This is a genomic window from Pseudomonas sp. B21-017, assembly GCF_024749245.1.
Taxonomy (GTDB): domain Bacteria; phylum Pseudomonadota; class Gammaproteobacteria; order Pseudomonadales; family Pseudomonadaceae; genus Aquipseudomonas.
This window is the reverse complement of the sequence record NZ_CP087194.1, coordinates 4,224,500-4,241,248: the sequence shown is the minus strand read 5'-3', so window position 1 is coordinate 4,241,248 and position 16,749 is coordinate 4,224,500. Positions and strand designations below refer to the sequence as shown.

At 59.3% G+C, this 16,749-nt stretch carries 15 protein-coding genes; 6 read left to right on the top strand and 9 right to left on the bottom strand.

Annotated features, from left to right (window positions below; all coding sequences use genetic code 11):
• Positions 1-24 precede the first annotated feature (24 nt).
• The 3 genes from LOY28_RS19170 to LOY28_RS19160 form a co-directional block, all read right to left on the bottom strand.
• Positions 25-153, bottom strand: a complete 129-nt coding sequence (locus LOY28_RS19170; protein WP_256597110.1) for a hypothetical protein — start codon at positions 151-153, stop codon at positions 25-27.
• A gap of 376 nt (positions 154-529) precedes the next feature.
• Positions 530-1,930, bottom strand: a complete 1,401-nt coding sequence (locus tag LOY28_RS19165) for a heavy metal sensor histidine kinase (RefSeq protein WP_258612370.1) — start codon at positions 1,928-1,930, stop codon at positions 530-532.
• Entirely contained in the window at positions 1,927-2,601 is a 675-nt protein-coding gene (locus LOY28_RS19160) for a heavy metal response regulator transcription factor (protein WP_007940896.1), read from the bottom strand. Before LOY28_RS19160 ends, LOY28_RS19165 begins: the two co-directional genes overlap by 4 nt.
• Positions 2,602-3,067: 466 nt before the next feature.
• On the opposite strand from LOY28_RS19160, the gene LOY28_RS19155 reads away from it, so the two are divergent.
• The 5 genes from LOY28_RS19155 (at position 3,068) to LOY28_RS19135 (ending at position 9,612) form a co-directional block, all read left to right on the top strand.
• A complete protein-coding gene (locus LOY28_RS19155; protein WP_258612369.1) occupies positions 3,068-4,327 on the top strand; it encodes a TolC family protein in 1,260 nt (419 codons plus the stop codon).
• A gap of 49 nt (positions 4,328-4,376) precedes the next feature.
• Complete coding sequence (locus tag LOY28_RS19150; protein ID WP_258612368.1) at positions 4,377-5,570, top strand: efflux RND transporter periplasmic adaptor subunit; 1,194 nt, start codon at positions 4,377-4,379, stop codon at positions 5,568-5,570.
• Between the two features lie 40 nt (positions 5,571-5,610).
• A complete protein-coding gene (locus LOY28_RS19145; RefSeq protein WP_258612367.1) occupies positions 5,611-8,763 on the top strand; it encodes an efflux RND transporter permease subunit in 3,153 nt (1,050 codons plus the stop codon).
• 237 nt (positions 8,764-9,000) lie between these two features.
• On the top strand, positions 9,001-9,201 hold the full coding sequence (locus tag LOY28_RS19140; RefSeq protein WP_064618798.1) for a co-regulatory protein PtrA N-terminal domain-containing protein: 201 nt from the start codon (positions 9,001-9,003) through the stop codon (positions 9,199-9,201).
• Between the two features lie 78 nt (positions 9,202-9,279).
• Positions 9,280-9,612: a DUF2790 domain-containing protein gene (locus LOY28_RS19135; RefSeq protein ID WP_018925501.1), complete on the top strand. Its 333-nt coding sequence runs from the start codon at positions 9,280-9,282 to the stop codon at positions 9,610-9,612.
• 545 nt (positions 9,613-10,157) lie between these two features.
• Here LOY28_RS19135 and LOY28_RS19130 read toward each other — a convergent pair.
• The 3 genes from LOY28_RS19130 to LOY28_RS19120 all read right to left on the bottom strand — a co-directional run bounded on the left by LOY28_RS19130 (position 10,158) and on the right by LOY28_RS19120 (position 12,314).
• On the bottom strand, positions 10,158-11,483 hold the full coding sequence (locus LOY28_RS19130; RefSeq protein WP_258612366.1) for an OprD family porin: 1,326 nt from the start codon (positions 11,481-11,483) through the stop codon (positions 10,158-10,160).
• A 176-nt stretch (positions 11,484-11,659) separates the two neighbouring features.
• The gene (locus LOY28_RS19125; protein WP_007940887.1) at positions 11,660-11,974 is read right to left on the bottom strand and encodes a DNA-binding transcriptional regulator; all 315 of its coding nucleotides are present in this window, start codon (positions 11,972-11,974) and stop codon (positions 11,660-11,662) included.
• Positions 11,964-12,314, bottom strand: coding sequence for a hypothetical protein (locus tag LOY28_RS19120; RefSeq protein WP_064621318.1), 351 nt, complete (start codon positions 12,312-12,314; stop codon positions 11,964-11,966). The genes LOY28_RS19125 and LOY28_RS19120 overlap by 11 nt, the downstream gene beginning before the upstream one ends.
• Positions 12,315-12,689: 375 nt before the next feature.
• On the opposite strand from LOY28_RS19120, the gene LOY28_RS19115 reads away from it, so the two are divergent.
• A complete protein-coding gene (locus LOY28_RS19115) occupies positions 12,690-13,154 on the top strand; it encodes a GNAT family N-acetyltransferase (RefSeq protein ID WP_258612365.1) in 465 nt (154 codons plus the stop codon).
• A 124-nt stretch (positions 13,155-13,278) separates the two neighbouring features.
• Here LOY28_RS19115 and LOY28_RS19110 read toward each other — a convergent pair whose 3' ends face one another.
• The 3 genes from LOY28_RS19110 to nuoM all read right to left on the bottom strand — a co-directional run bounded on the left by LOY28_RS19110 (position 13,279) and on the right by nuoM (position 16,739).
• Complete coding sequence (locus tag LOY28_RS19110; protein ID WP_258612364.1) at positions 13,279-13,566, bottom strand: type II toxin-antitoxin system Phd/YefM family antitoxin; 288 nt, start codon at positions 13,564-13,566, stop codon at positions 13,279-13,281.
• A 169-nt stretch (positions 13,567-13,735) separates the two neighbouring features.
• Entirely contained in the window at positions 13,736-15,199 is a 1,464-nt protein-coding gene (nuoN, locus tag LOY28_RS19105; RefSeq protein ID WP_018925505.1) for an NADH-quinone oxidoreductase subunit NuoN, read from the bottom strand.
• Positions 15,200-15,206: 7 nt separating this feature from the next.
• A complete protein-coding gene (gene nuoM / locus LOY28_RS19100) occupies positions 15,207-16,739 on the bottom strand; it encodes an NADH-quinone oxidoreductase subunit M (protein ID WP_018925506.1) in 1,533 nt (510 codons plus the stop codon).
• Positions 16,740-16,749: the final 10 nt, after the last annotated feature.

The following is a 16,749-nucleotide window of genomic DNA, read 5'->3' as shown; positions in this document are numbered from 1 at the left end:
CGGGGGGCGCCGGCCCCCCGTTTTTTATACAGCTTCCAGTTCGGACTGTTCAGCCTCAGTCAGTTGCAGTTCTTCAACCTGCTCTGGCGTAGGCGCTTCCTGTTGTTCAAGGTCGATCACTTTGTTGGCGTTCCAGTTACCCATATAACCCATGATTAAACTCTCTTTTTGTTAGACATTGGATGTGCTGTATCGAGCACGGAGCAAATGTATAAGGCAGGTATTGGCTCGGTCAAAAATGACAGGAAGTTTCAAAAACCATATTCAAGGGGTGTTGAAATACGTACACATCAATTGTCGGCTTGACGATTTTTTTCGTGACGCATCGGCGGGTGTTGAATGGGACGGTATTGCGGGACATACCCGCCCCAACGATTTCGACGCATGCACTTGTCGGAAATTTCAGCTGCATGGAGGTGCGAAATCGTGATGACTGACTTTTGTGGCTCTTCAGGGTTCTTCGCGCGACGATTTTTCCTATCGCGTATGAAGGCGTTTCAGAAAAAATGCAGGTTGAATGACTGGGCATCTATTCATCGGGGGTGGGAAATCCCAATCGAAACACCGTCAACGTCCCAGGCGAGCTTTTAACCTGTGCCACCCCCTGATGCAGGCTCATGATCGAGCGCACGATGGCCAGGCCCAGTCCGGTGCTGCCTTGTGAGCGGGAGCGGCTGCTGTCGACCCGGTAAAAGCGGTCGAACAGGTGCGGCAGATGCTGCGCTTCGATGCCCGCGCCGGGGTTGCTGACTTCCAGTGCAACCTGTGTCGCCTCTTGCTCAATGTGCAGCGAAACCGTTTGCCCGGCCGGACAGTGGCGCAGGGCGTTGGACAGCAGGTTCGAGATCGCCCGTTGAATCATCAGCCGGTCGCCCAGCACGCGCGCGCTGCCGGTCACGCTCAGGCTGATGCGCTTGTCTTGCGCCGACAAGGAAAACAGGTCGGCCACTTTTTCGACTTCTTCTTCCAGGGCGACCGACTCGAAAGATGTGAGCGCTGCGGGGTTACTGGCCTGCGCCAGAAACAGCATGTCCGAGACAATCCGCGCAACACGCTCCAGCTCTTCGGTGCAGGACACCAAGACGTTTTTGTACGCCTCGGCCGTGCGTTCCCGGGACAGCGTCACCTGTGCCTTGCCCATCAGATTGTTGATCGGCGTGCGCAGTTCATGGGCCAGGTCATCGGAGAACTGCGACAGCTGCTGCACACCATTGTCGAGGCGATCCAGCATGACGTTGATCCCCTGGGCCAGTTCACTGAGTTCCTGGGGCATGTCGAGCACCGACAGCCGATGGCCGAGGTCTTGCGTCGAGACCATCGCCGCCACTTTGCGAAACTCGCGCAACGGCATCAGCCCCCGCTGTACGGCGGCCCAGGCACTGAGGCCGATGAAGATCAGCAGCAACGGCAAAGCAATCAGCGTCGAGCGCAGATAGGCGCTGAGCAACGCCTGATTGTGGGCATCGTCCATCGACAGCAGCACCGGGACGCGGGTGCCGTCCTTGATGCGGACCAACCGAGAAGCGGTCAGGTAGCGCTTGCCTTGATCGTCGGTGCCGTCGGAGAACGCCAGTGGTTCGTCGGCGGCCAGCACTGCCTTGCGTTCAAGGCGCGGGTCGGCCATGCCGGAGCCGGATTTCAACAGCGGCGTGCGCAAGTTTCTGCGGTCATAAATCGTCAGGGTGAGGTTGTCATGGCCCATGACCTGATCGAGCAGAATGTGCGGCGCCGAACGAATTTCTGCGGCATCGGCGTACAGCGACAGGCTGTGTTCCACCTGTTCCACCTTCTGGGCCAGGCTGTTTCTGGATAACGCGTTCAACTCATGGGTCAGGGCAAAGTAGGCAAGGATCGCCAGGAACACCACCAGTAGCGCGCCGAGAATACTCACCGTCAGGCCCAGGCGCATCGACAGGCTGGCCGGCTTCATTCCCGCGCCTCCAGGACATAGCCGACACCGCGCAGGGTGTGGATCAGTTTGCTGTCGAACGGGTCGTCGATCTTCGCCCGCAAACGCCGGATCGACACTTCGACCACGTTGGTGTCGCAGTCGAAGTTCATGTCCCACACCAGCGAAATGATCTGGGTGCGGGTCAGTACTTCCCCGGACTGGCGCATCAGCAGATGCAGCAGGGCGAACTCCTTGGTGGTCAGGTCGATGCGCTGCTCGCCGCGAAAGGCGCGGTGACGGCCCGGATCAAGTTCCAGATCGGCGACTTTGAGCACCTGCGGCACCGGGATGTTTTCGCTGCGGCGCATCAGCGTGCGAACCCGCGCCAGCAATTCCGGAAACTCGAATGGCTTGACCAGATAATCGTCGGCACCCAGATCCAGACCACGAATCTTGTCGGCCAGACGCCCGCGGGCGGTGAGCATCATCACCCGGGTGGAGTGGGTGCGACGCAATTGTTCCAGCACGCCCCAGCCATCGAGTTCCGGCAGGTTCACATCCAGGATCACCAGGTCGTATGCCTGCTGTTGCGCCAGATGCAGTCCGTCGGCGCCAGTGGCCGCGTGGTCAACGATATAACCACTTTCCGTCAGTCCCTGATGCAAGTATTCGGCAGCTTTAAGCTCGTCCTCGACGACAAGGATTCGCATGATTTATCACCACTTTTATTTAATGGATATTTAATTAAGGTGGCCAGGAAAGTTGTTATTTTTGTAGGGGCTTCCGGACGGATTTGAATAACGACTAGAGGTTGTGAGTGCTGGTTTCCTACGGCGGTTTCCCTGTGTGATGGCGTGCAAGGTAAAGGCTGTAGTGGCTACAGGGTCAACTGAAATGCTGAGTCTTGAGCCCTGAGTATGGTCATCTGCGACAGCCTGTCGCAGCGGGCAAGCCCGAATGCCCATGCGCTACATTCAGGCAAGTGCTGTTTGGCAGATAACTACCGTGTATTTGTTTCCATGTATTGCTATGTTGCCTTTTGCACTTCGCATCCTAGATCAAAACAACTTCCATAAGCCGTGGATGACGGATTTGTAATGTTCCAGTCACCTTGCCGATAAGTTCAAAACCCTACCGTGGCGGCATCAAAGATTCTTGAATAAAGGAAGTCTTCCATTGCCCGGTTTAAAAGAGCGGACGGCGCGAGCACGCCTGAAAAAAACAGCGAGGACAGTGACGGCCAGCGTTGTGTGGCTGGCCGGCACGGGGCTTGTGCATGCATCGACCCTGACCCTCGATCAAGCCCTGCAAACGGCATTCGCCGGTAACCCGGATCTGGCGGCTGCGCAGTGGGAAATCGGCATCGTCGAGGGTGAGCGCAAACAGGCCGGTCTGATCCCCAACCCCGAAGTGTCGTGGGAGGCTGAAGACACCCGACGCGATTCGCGAACCACCACGGTGATGCTCAGCCAACCGATCGAACTGGGCGGCAAACGTGGCGCACGGATCGACGTCGCCAGCCGCGCGCAGGACGCCGCCGGGATCGAGTGGGAGCGCAAGCGCAATGCCTTGCGCGCCGATGTGATTCAGGCGTTCAACAGCGCCCGGACCGCGCAACAGCGCTTGCAGTTGTCTCGTCAGTCGCTGCAACTGGCCGAACACGGTTTGCGCGTCGCCCAAGGACGCATCGAGGCCGGCAAATCATCGCCGGTCGAAGGCACCCGGGCGCACGTGCAACTCTTAGAAGTACGCCTGGAACTGAGCCGCGCCGAGCGCGATCAGGCCAACGCCTATCAGCAATTGGCGCAGGTCATGGGCGCACCGTTGCCAGCCTCGACCACCGTGCAAGCGGCCACGCAAAGCATGCCCACCGTGCCACCGGCGAGCCGATTGCTGGAGCGCCTGAACGAGACCGCCGAGCTGCGCCTGGCCAAATTGCAGATCGATCAGCGCGAAGCCTCACTGGGTCTGGAAAAGTCGCAACGCATTCCCGACCTGACCGTGAGCATTGGCAGCCAATACAGCGAAACCGAGCGCGAGCGGGTCAACGTGGTCGGGCTGTCGCTGCCGATTCCGCTGTTCAACCGCAATCAGGGCAACGTGCTGGCAGCAGCCCGGCGCAGCGATCAGGCGCGGGATCTGCGCAATGCCACCGAGCTGCGTTTGCGCACGGAAATCCAGACCAGCCTTGAGCAATGGCAGACCGCCAACGGCGAAGTCGAGGCGTTCAACCAGACCATCCTGCCCGCTGCGCAAAGTGCGGTCGACAGCGCCACACGCGGTTTCGAAATGGGCAAGTTCGGCTTCCTCGATGTGCTCGACGCCCAGCGCACCCTGATCAGCGCACGCAGCCAATACATCCAGGCCGTCAGCGAGGCGACGGACGCGCGAGTACGCATCGAACGCATCTTCGGCGACCTCACCGTCAGCCCTTGAATTTCATCTTTCAAATCACTGCGCGATGGTATGGCGCAGAGGAGTTTCCATGGAAAAAAAACTGATCGTGGTGGCTGCGGCGACGTTGGCGCTGGGCATTGGTATTGGCTCGATGTGGCCGGGAAATGCGTCCATCGACGCGCACGCCGATGAAGCGGCGGAACACGCCGGTCACGCTGAAGAAGGCACAGCAGCCAACGGTGAACATACAGAAGAAGGGCACCTGGAGCTGAGCACCGAACAGATCGCAGCGGCGGGCATTCAACTGGCCGAAGCGCGGGCGCAGAACATCAGCCTCGGCTTGCCGTTCCCCGGCGAAGTGCGCTTTGACGAGGACCGTACCGCGCACGTGGTGCCTCGGGTGCCCGGGGTGGTCGAGTCGGTATCGGTCAATCTTGGGCAGCCGGTGAAGAAGGGCCAGTTGCTGGCGGTGATCGCCAGTCAGCAGATCTCTGATCAGCGCAGCGAACAGGCTGCCGCGCAGCGGCGCCTGACCTTGGCGCGCACCACCTACGAACGCGAGAAAAAACTGTGGCAGGACAAGATCTCCGCCGAGCAGGATTTCCTTCAGGCACGCCAGGCATTGGAAGAAGCCGAAATTGCCCTGACCAATGCCCGGCAAAAAATCAGCGTGCTCAGCGGCAGCGTGGTCGCCACCGGCGGCAATCGCTATGAACTGCGTGCGCCGTTCGACGGTGTGGTGGTGGAAAAACACCTGACGCCGGGGGAGGTGGTCGATGAAACCTCGGCGGCTTTTACCCTCTCCGACCTGTCGCGGGTGTGGGTGACGTTCGGCGTTTCGCCCAAGGAGCTGACCAAGGTACAAGTGGGCAAACCGGTCACCGTCAGCGCCCCGGAACTCAACGCTGAAGTCGCCGGCACCGTGGCCTACGTCGGCAGTTTGCTCGGTGAACAGACCCGCACTGCAACGGTCCGCGTGACCCTGGAAAATCCGCAAGGCTCGTGGCGCCCCGGCCTGTTCGTCACCGCGCTGGTGGCGACCGACAGTCGCCAAGCCAGGGTCGCCGTACCTGAAACCGCGATCCAGACCGTCGAGGACAAACCCACGGTGTTCGTGCGCACCGATGACGGCTTCAAGGCGCAAGCGGTGGAGTTGGGCAGTCGCGCGGCCGGTCTGGTGGAAGTCACCCAAGGGCTGGAACCGGGCGTGCAAGTCGCCAGTGCCGGCAGCTTCATCCTCAAATCGGAATTGGGCAAAGCCTCAGCCGAGCATTCTCATTGAAGGCTCCCACTGATCCGTCAACCTCGACCGGAAGGTTCTCATGTTCGAACGCCTGATCCAGTTTGCCATCGAGCAGCGCATCATCGTGCTGCTCGCCGTTCTCCTCATGGCCGGCCTCGGCGTCGCCAGTTACCAAAAACTGCCGATCGACGCCGTGCCGGACATCACCAACGTCCAGGTGCAAATCAACACCGGCGCGGCCGGGTTCTCGCCGCTGGAAACCGAGCAGCGCATCACCTTCCCGATTGAAACCGCCATGGCCGGTTTGCCGGCGCTGGAGCAGACCCGTTCGCTGTCGCGTTCGGGGCTGTCGCAGGTCACGGTGATCTTCAAGGACGGCACCGATCTGTTCTTTGCCCGGCAATTGGTCAACGAGCGCTTGCAGATCGCCAGGGAGCAATTGCCCGAGGGCGCGGAAGCGCTGATGGGGCCGATTTCCACCGGCCTCGGGGAGATTTTCCTGTGGACGGTGGAGGCGCAGGACGGTGCGCTGAAGGACGACGGCACCGCCTACACGCCAACCGATTTGCGGGTGATTCAGGACTGGATCATCAAGCCGCAATTGCGCAACGTGCCTGGTGTGGCCGAGATCAACACCATCGGCGGATTCGCCAAGGAATACCAGATCGCCCCCGACCCGAAGCGGCTGGCGGCTTACAAATTGACCCTCGCCGATCTGGTCACGGCGCTGGAGCGCAACAACGCCAACGTCGGTGCCGGTTACATCGAGCGCAGCGGCGAGCAGCTGCTGATTCGCGCGCCTGGGCAAGTGGCGAGCACTGACGACATCGCCAATATCGTGATGGCCAATGTCGACGGGACGCCGATCCGGATCAAGAACGTCGCGACGGTAGACATCGGCCGCGAACTGCGTACCGGTGCCGCCACCGAAAACGGTCGCGAAGTGGTGCTGGGCACGGTGTTCATGCTGATCGGCGAAAACAGCCGGACGGTCTCCCAGGCAGTGGCGACCAGGCTTGAGCAGATCAATCGTTCCCTGCCCAAAGGCGTGATTGCGGTGCCGGTGTATGACCGCACGCACCTGGTGGACAAGGCCATCGCCACGGTGAAGAAGAACCTGGTGGAAGGGGCGATTCTGGTCATCGCGATTCTGTTCCTGTTCCTGGGCAACATCCGCGCGGCGTTGATCACCGCGATGGTCATTCCGCTGTCGATGCTGTTCACCTTCACCGGCATGTTCACCAACAAAGTCAGTGCCAACCTGATGAGCCTCGGCGCCCTCGACTTCGGCATCATCGTCGACGGCGCGGTGGTGATCGTCGAAAACACCCTGCGACGGCTGGCCCATGCGCAGCAGCATCACGGGCGTTTGCTGAGCCGTTCCGAGCGTTTCCACGAAGTATTCGCGGCGGCCAAAGAAGCGCGGCGGCCGCTGATTTTCGGCCAGTTGATCATCATGGTCGTGTACCTGCCGATCTTCGCCCTGAGCGGTGTCGAAGGAAAAATGTTCCACCCGATGGCCTTTACGGTGGTCATCGCGCTGTTGGGCGCCATGCTGTTGTCGGTGACCTTTGTGCCGGCGGCCATCGCGTTGTTTGTCACCGGCAAGGTCAAGGAAGAAGAGGGCGTGGTCATGCGCGGCGCGCGTCGCGTTTATGCGCCGGCGCTGGCGTGGGTGATGTCCCATCGCGCCATGGCGGTTGGGGCGGCGCTGGCTGTGATTGTGCTCAGCGGCGTGCTTACCAGCCGCATGGGCAGCGAGTTTGTGCCGAGCCTCAGTGAGGGCGATTTTGCCCTGCAAGCCTTGCGCGTGCCGGGCACCAGCCTCACGCAATCGGTGGATATGCAGCAGCGTCTGGAGACCTTGATTCTCAACAAGGTGCCCGAAGTCGAGCGTGTGTTCGCCCGCACCGGCACCGCCGAAATCGCCTCCGACCCGATGCCGCCGAACATCTCCGACAGCTACGTGATGCTCAAGCCGAAGGCGCAGTGGCCGGATCCGGGCAAGTCCCGCGAAACGCTGATGGCCGAACTGCAACAAGCCGCCGCGACGCTGCCGGGCAGCAACTATGAACTGTCGCAGCCGATCCAGTTGCGCTTCAACGAACTGATCTCCGGCGTGCGCAGCGATGTCGCGGTCAAGGTGTTCGGGGATGACATGGACGTGCTCAACGCCACGGCGGCGAAGGTCGCTGCCGCCATGCAGAAGGTCAACGGCGCGTCCGAGGTCAAGGTCGAGCAAACCACTGGCCTGCCGGTGCTGACCATCAACATCGACCGCGACAAGGCGGCGCGTTACGGGCTCAACGTCGGCGACGTGCAAGACACCATTGCGGTGGCGGTCGGCGGGCGTCAGGCCGGGACATTGTATGAAGGCGATCGGCGTTTCGACATGGTGGTGCGCCTTTCCGATGCCATGCGCAAGGACATCGAAGGTTTGTCGGCACTGTTGATTCCGGTGCCGGCGCCCTTGAATGGTGCGGCTGATCAGATTGGCTTCATCGCCCTCAAGGATGTCGCCAGCCTTGATCTGGTGCTCGGGCCGAATCAGGTCAGCCGCGAAAACGGCAAGCGGCTGGTGATCGTCAGCGCCAACGTGCGTGGGCGCGATATTGGCTCCTTCGTTAAAGAGGCCGGTGAGGTGATTGAGCGCGATGTGCAGGTGCCGGCGGGTTACTGGACCGGCTGGGGCGGGCAGTTCGAGCAGTTGCAGTCGGCGGCCAAACGCTTGCAGATCGTGGTGCCGGTGGCCTTGCTGTTGGTGTTCGGCTTGCTGTTCATGATGTTCAACAACCTCAAGGATGGCTTGCTGGTGTTCACCGGGATTCCGTTTGCGTTGACCGGGGGCGTCATGGCCTTGTGGCTGCGGGATATTCCGCTGTCGATCTCGGCGGGCGTTGGTTTCATTGCGCTATCGGGGGTGGCGGTGCTCAACGGTCTGGTGATGATCGCGTTTATCCGCAATTTGCGGGAGGAGGGGCGTTCGCTCGCTGATGCAATCAATGAGGGTGCGCTCACGCGTCTGCGCCCGGTGTTGATGACGGCGCTGGTGGCGTCCCTGGGCTTCATTCCCATGGCTTTGGCGACCGGCACGGGTGCGGAGGTGCAGCGACCGTTGGCAACGGTGGTGATCGGCGGGATTCTGTCTTCGACCATCCTGACGCTGCTGATTTTGCCGGCGCTGTATCAGCTCGCGCACCGAGGTGAAGAGGAGAGGAGTCCCACCTCATAAGCCAATGTTTCAGGCATACCACTATCTGTGGCGAGGGAGCTTGCTCCCGCTGGACTGCGTAGCAGGCCCCTTCTTTTTTTGGTGAAGGAGGGGCCGCTTCGCGACCCAGCGGGAGCAAGCTCCCTCGCCACAGGTGCCTTTCAGGTTACATAACGGATATGTAATTTGCGCGCCACCGTCACGAAAGGTTCGGATTGTTACCTTGATCCCGTTAGTTAATTAAACGAGGAATCAAGCATGAAACTTGTACAACTGAGTGCGTTTGCAGCGGCGTTGGTGATGTCTTCTGTTGTTTTGGCTGAAGGTGGCGGCGACAGAGTCTTTGAGAAAATGATGGCGGCCAATGACCGTTCGGTGGAGGCGTTTGTCGCCAAGGAACAGGCGCGTAACCCCGTCGTCGTGAATGAGAAGAAGGACGGCAAGACCAAAGACTTGTAAGCGTGCCGCACCTGAACTGGCCCGTCATCGATTGCCGATGCCGGGCTTTTTTTGAGCCTGGATTTGAAGGTACTGGGTATGAAAGTTTTTAAGTGGGTGGCGTTCGCCGGGGCGCTGGCGATGTCGTTGAATGCGCTGGCAGAAGGCGGCGGTGACCGGACGTTTGAGAGGGCGTTCAGTGCCAACGCCAAAGCCATGGAGCAGTACGCGGCCAACCAGGGTAAACCTGCGCCGGTGGTGAAAGACTACGAATACGGGATGAAACTGGATGTGGTGAAAGTGGTGAGCGTTGTGCGACCGCAAGTTGCCTGCTCCGTGGTGCCGACTGCCATGACCTATGAAGATTCAAAGGGCCAACTCAATACCATCAAATACACCGTGGCAGGCGATTGCCGCCGACAGGGCGGGTGAGGGCACAGAGGGCCTCCAACCTACGTTGAGTATTTCAATTCGGGATGTTTAACAGATATGGCGAAGGTAGGGAGGCTTCCCACAATGTTTTCAGGTTGTCCGTCGGACGTCCGCTCTCTAGCCTGTGTTTGTCGCTGCCAATTCAGTGATCGGAATTGGAACCCCGCGGCTCCACTGAAAGCAAAAGCGCCTTTCATGACGTGCGCACCTTGATGTGTGCACTCCGTTATGGCGGCTGTGCGCGGGAGACTTCGAGTCTGTCGGGTTTTGCTCAGTGGCCCGGGTTCCAACCTGCGTACAGCTGCCTCCTTTTCGCGTGGAACCGAATGGGTCAGCTCTAACCATCACGCTGAATGCCGAAATCATGAAAAAGCCAACACCAAACCCTCCCGAAACAGAAGCCGACCCTGTAGGCGTCGCCGAAGGCTGCTTCTGCAGTGCTCAATTCACGGGCATAAAAAAGGCGCCCCGAAGGACGCCAAAAGATTCACCTCTTACCAAAGGAGCAAGGAGCTTCTAAAGGTGAATTTGCATTAGCCGTGAAGTCAGAGAATCGCCAGCGGATACTCGACAATCACCCGCACTTCATCCAGATCCGACTCAAACGCCGTGGCGCGGGTGGTGGCCTGGCGCAAACGAAGAGACATGTCTTTCAGCGAGCCGCTCTGCACCACGTATTTGACTTCGATGTCGCGCTCCCAGCGCTTCTGGTCAGTCAGTGGGTTGCCGTCGGCATCGCGGCGCATGTACACGGCGTTGGCGTTGGAATAGTCGGCGTCGGTGCCACGGGCGTAACGGGTCATGAACGACAAGCCCGACACGCCATAGCTGCTCATGTCGAGGTCGTAACGCACCATCCACGAACGTTCCTTGGGCGAGTTGAAGTCGCTGTACTGGATGGAGTTGTCGAGGAAGATCGAGTCGGACTGGCGCAGGTAATCGAAGTCGTCGTTGCCGTTGTTGCGCTGGTGCGACAAGGCAACGGAGTGGGCGCCGAGTTTCACCCCGACACGGCCGCTCCAGATGTTGTTGTCGAACTCGCCGAGCAGTTGTTTGCCTTCGTCGACCGCCTTGTAATAGTTCAAGCCACCGAACAGCGACAGGTCATCCGACAGCGGATAAGTCCATGCGGTGCCGGCGTAATACTGATTCCAGGCATCCTTGAGGCGACTGGAATACAGGCTGAAACTGAGGTTTTTGTTCAGTGCATAGTCGCCACCGAGATAGCCGATCCACGGCGAGTTGACTGGACCGGCGTAGAAAGTCGCGAAGTTTTCGCGCATGTCGCTGGACACCGGCTGGCTCATCGCATGCAGGCGACCGCCCTGTACCGACAGACCTTCGATACTGTTGTTGGTGGCCGTGACACCCCGGAAGCTTTCCGGCAACAGTCGGGAGTCACCCGCCGCAACCACCGGGTTGGCGGGGAACACATCGCCGACCTTCACCACCGTATCGAAGGCGCGAACTTTGGCGGCGCCACCGACCTTGGTGTATTCATCCCGCGCCTGACCATCGCTGTCGACCGGCAACACGTCGAAAGAACTACGGCCACCGTTGCGCCCGTCACCGGTATCGAGTTTCAAGCCGATCATCGCAAACGCATCGACCCCGAATCCAACGGTGCCTTGGGTAAAGCCGGATTCGAACTTGCTGATGACCGCGTGAGCCCAGGCCTCGGAATAGCCATTGCCGGTGGGACTCGACTGGCCGTCACGGTGATCACGATTGAAGTATAAGTTGCGGTTGAGCACCGTCAGGCTGCTGCCCTCGATAAACCCCTCGGGTTTTTCTTCCGCCAACACCATGGACGGCCCGGAGCCGACAACCACCGCTAAAGCGGCTATCGACATTTTTGTATTGTTAACCATCAATCACTCCTTGGGTTCGGCAGAACGGGAACGTGCTTCGGCGTGGGTTTTATTGTTCGGCGGGCAAGGGCCCGCCGGCATGGTCGCCGGGTGACATCGTTGCAAGCTGCGGATAACGCCAAGGTGATGGGGGAATTACAATTTCGTCATGTGCGTGGAATGACAACCTTGCACGTTCAGGTCAGCGCTGCGAGTTGTTCGATTGTTTGCGGAAAGCGTTCAACCAAGCGGATCAGTGTCGTGGCTTGGGCATTTGGTGTTGCCCGTCCTTGTTCCCAGTTTTCGAGGGTTCGGGTGTTGGTGCGCAGATACATGGCGAACACCGACCGGGAAAGATTGAGCTGTTGACGGATGGCTACCACTTCCTCGGCAGTGATGGGTACCAGTTTCGGCAGCTTGACCTTGTGGGTCCGCAGCGTGACCTTGCCTTGGCGCTCGTCGGCCAAGGCTTCGAGGCCTTCCATCAGTTCGGAAAAAATGTCACGTTTCATAGTGGGTTCTCGTGTTGATTTCTCTATCCAGCGTTTGTCTGAAAAGTTTTTTCTGGGAAGGCGACAGGTCGTCTTGCTCGTTTTTGCTATACACGGTGAACAGCCAGAATTGATCGAAACCTGACCACCAGTAATAAATCACCCTAAGCCCGCTACGCTTGCCTTTACCGCGACGTTGATCGGAAAAGCGGATTTTTCGCAGCCCGCCCGTGCCTTCAATGAGATCGCCCGCTTCGGGGTTTTTCAGCAGCTCCAACTGGAAACTGTGAAACAGATCGTCATCCAGGTAATCGTCTCGGTGTTTCTGAAACGCAGGTAATTCGATAAAAAGAGCATCCATGTTCTGTACGTCACCTGCGTATAGTGTTGTCTTGATAATCGAATAGGTCAAGGCTTCGATGCCATCCTTTTCGTCCCCCGTTTTCAAGGTAGACCCCGGCCGTAAAAACGCCTGTAGGACGAAGCGACCAGTCCGGTGAGACTGTTCGGGTAATGCCGGGGGGAAGGGGCGTTCGCGATTGACTCATCGGATCATCCACAGCACTATCTGCCGATGAATGATCGACGCCGAATGAACATGATGTGTTCCTTTATGACCGCTTCCGGCGGGCCATAAGGTCATACGTGCTTGGTATTTGACGTCTTACCCAAAGCCCCGCCAGAGATGGACGGGGCTTTTTGATTCTCCGTCTGCACATGGCTGATGGAGAGTGAAATGTTCGAAATTAGAAAAGCTACCCAAAGCGATGCCCAGACTGCATTCGACATACGGCGGCTAGCCATCCGACATCAATGCATCGGTGCCTATACCGAGAAGCAAATGCTGACCTGGACATCGGGGGCAGCAGAGGACGGTTACTGTGTGCTCATGGAAAAATATTTCTATCTGGGGTGCGTTCAGGGTGAGCCTGTGGCGACAGGCATGCTGGATCCGGAGAACCGCGAAATCGGCGCAATCTTTATACATCCTGACTTTATGGAACGAGGCCTGGGTAAGCGTATCGTGGGCTTTCTCGAAGATCTGGCGCGGGATCTTGGCCTGGTGGAAGTCCGTCTGGATGCGACTTTGAATGCCGCCGACTTTTATCGACGCTGTGGTTACATTGGGGAGGAGCCCGCGGTTTACCATTCCCCCTCCGGTCTTCAACTGGCCTGCGTTCCTATGGTGAAGAAACTGTGATGGCTTCGGGGCCGACCTGAGTAGCACTGCATAATTTGGCGCCTGAAAGCTCCAATCTCAAAACGCAAAAACGGCACTCGAAACGTGGGGCAAGGGCCACCAATGTCTAGGTTTTCGAGACGCCTCATTCTTGAGCGCCTTCAAAAGCATCGAGCATGTCGTCAGGCAGTGAGGTGTCAAAGTCATCCGGAAGCACCAGTTTGCCTTTCATCGCTCCGATCCGCTGACCTCTGGGTTTGCCTACAGGAACCAGACGCGCAAGAGCCCGACCATGTTTGGCAATTGTGATGATCTGTCCGGCTGCTGCATCATCGACGAGTTTGGGCAGATTGTTTTTTGCTTCGGCCAACGGAACGACAATATCACGGTTCATTGTTCTTTCTCGCGTTGATTTATCGATCCAGTCAGTCATTCAAGATAGAGCCAATTGCGCAGTGTTGGATGTAGGACGAAACGGACATTCCCGCGCGAGGTTTCGGGGATTGCAGAAGGAGGGGAGGGCAGCGGTAACAAATCCCACAAACGCAAAAACGGCACCCGAAGGTGCCGTTTCTGTTTTCTACCGAGTATCGCTTAAGCGATCAACCCGCCAACCCCGACTGTTGAACCAGGTTCAGCAGCGGTTGTGGGTACAGGCCGAGGAAGAACGCCAGTACGGCGATCGCCAGCAGCATCACGCCGCCTGCACGTTGTTCCCAGTGCAGTTGCGCATCGTGGCGACGCAGGTTCGGTTCCATCAGGTACAGGGTGACCATCACACGCAGGTAGTAGAAGACGCCGATGGCGCTGCCCAGTACCAGGGAGCCGACCAGCCACCATTGGTGCGATTCGACGCCGGTGGCGATGATGTAGAACTTGCCGATGAAGCCCGCGGTCAGCGGGATACCGGCCAGGGACAGCATCATTACGGTCAGGACGGCGGTCAGGTACGGACGGCGCCAGAACAGGCCGCGGTATTCGTACAGGGCATCCGCGTCACGGCCGCTGTATGGCGAGGACATCAGGGTGATCACACCGAACGCGCCGAGGCTGGTGATCACGTAGGTGACCAGGTACACGCCGATGGCTTCCACGGCCAGGCCCTTGCTCGCCACCAGGGCGATCAGCAGGTAACCGAAGTGTGCGATGGACGAGTAACCCAGCAGACGCTTGAGGTTGCTCTGGGTCAGTGCCAGCAGGTTACCGAACAGGATCGACGCGATGGCGATGACGGTCAGCACGTTGCTCAGCACGCCACTGCTCGCCGCTGGCGAGATCTGGAACAGACGCACCATCACCGCGAACACAGCCACTTTGGAGGCCGTGGCCAGGAACGCTGCCACCGGTGCCGGAGCCCCTTCGTAAACGTCCGGGGTCCAGAGGTGGAACGGTACCAGCGACAGTTTGAACGCCAGGCCGATCAGCATCATGCCCAGGCCCAGTTGCGCGATCGGGCTAGGCAGGCCGGTGGCCGCCAGGGCCTGACCGATGCCGTTGAAGCTCAGGCTGCCGGCTTCGGCGTAGAGCAGGGCCATGCCGAACAACAGGAACGCGGAACCGGCGGCCGACAGCACCATGTACTTGATGCCGGCTTCCAGCGAACGCTTGTTGAAGAAGGCGTAAGCCACCAGACCGTAGACCGGTACCGAGAGCAGTTCCAGACCGACGAACAAACCGGCCAGGTGCTGCGCGCTGACCAACACCAGGCCACCGGCGGCGGACATCAGGATCAGCAGGTAAAGTTCTTCACGGTTGCCCGGGTAGCCCGTACCGCCATCGCCCAGGTAGGCGTGGGCGAGGGTCACACAGGCGAGGGTGGCGACCAGGATCAGCGCCATGTACAGGCAGGCGAAGGTGTCGATCTGCAGCAACGGGGTCACGGCCAATGGCGCGACTTTCAGGGCTGGCAGGATCGACAGCAAGGCCAGGTTAAGACCTGCCACCGACAGCAGGAAGGTTTGCGAGTGGTTGCGGCGCCACGCGATAGCCAGCATCACCACGATGATCGTGGCGCTGGTGATCAACAACGGCGCAAGCGCGATAAAGTGTTGAGTCGTGAATTCCATAGCGCTCTTACCGGGCCGAAGCGAGTTGAGTGAAGGCGGAGCCGAGCCACTGCTGCACGCCATGCATCGTCGCGGCAGAGGTATCGAGGAACGGTTGCGGGTACACGCCGATGTAAAGCAGCAGTGCCGCAAGCCCAACCACCATGATCAGTTCGCGACCGTCCATGCCATGCAGCACCGCGTCGGATTTCGACGGGCCGAAGTAGGCGCGGTGGATCATGATCAGCGAGTAGACCGAACCGAATACCAGGCCGGACGTGGCGATCACGGTGACCCATGGCGCGCTGGCGAAGGTGCCGATCAGGATCAGGAACTCACCGACGAAGTTACCAGTCGCCGGCAGGCCCAGCGACGCCGCTGCGAAGAACAGGCTGAGGGCTGGCAGGTAGGCAATCTTCGACCACAGGCCACCCATCTCGCGCATATCGCGGGTGTGGGTGCGCTCGTACAGCTGACCGGAGAGGATAAAGAGTGCCGCGGCCGACAGACCGTGAGCCAGCATCTGCATGACCGCGCCCTGCAGTGCCAGTTGGCTGCCGGAGTAGATGCCGATCAACACGAAGCCCATGTGGGAAACGGACGAGAAGGCAATCAGACGCTTGATGTCGGTTTGCGCAAAGGCCAGGAACGCACCGTAGAAGATCCCGATCAGACCCAGGGTCATGGCGAACGGCGCGAACTCGGCCGAGGCATTCGGGAACAGCGGCAGGGCGAAACGCAGCAGGCCGTACGCAGCAGTCTTCAGCAAGATACCGGCCAGGTCGACGGAACCCGCGGTCGGTGCCTGGGCGTGAGCGTCAGGCAACCAGGAGTGGAACGGTACGACGGGCAGCTTGACCGCAAAGGCGATGAAGAAGCCGAGCATCAGGATGTACTCGGTGGTCTGCGACATCTTGGTTTTCAACAGATCGGCGTAGTTGAAGGTAATCACGCCGGTGTCGTTGAAGTTGACCAGTACCAGGCCCAGGATCGCCACCAACATGATCAGGCCGGAAGCCTGAGTGAAGATGAAGAACTTGGTCGCCGCGTAGATCCGGGTTTTCTTGCCGTCCGAAGAACTGTGACCCCAGAGCGCGATGAGGAAGTACATCGGCACCAGCATCATTTCCCAGAAGAAGAAGAACATGAACAGGTCGAGGGCGAGGAACACGCCAACGACACCGCCCAGGATCCACATCAGGTTCAGGTGGAAGAAGCCCACGTGACGCTGAATCTCTTTCCAGGAGCAGAGTACCGAGAGGACACCCAGCAGGCCGGTCAGCAGGATCATCAACAGCGACAGGCCGTCGAGGGCCAGGTGCACGTTGATGCCGAAGCGCTGGATCCAGACGTGTTTGAACTCAAGCGCCCAGGTCGGATCGGCGCCAGGTTTTGGTGCAAATGAATAGTCACCGTTGGCCCACAGCCAGAGGCCGAGGGAGAGCAGCAGGGACATGGTGATCAGCGCAATCCAGCGGGGGAGGGTGGCGCCGAAGCGCTCACCCATCCAGCACAGCAGGCCGCCGATGAAGGGGATCAGGATTAGCCATGGCAGAATCATGACGGGCTCG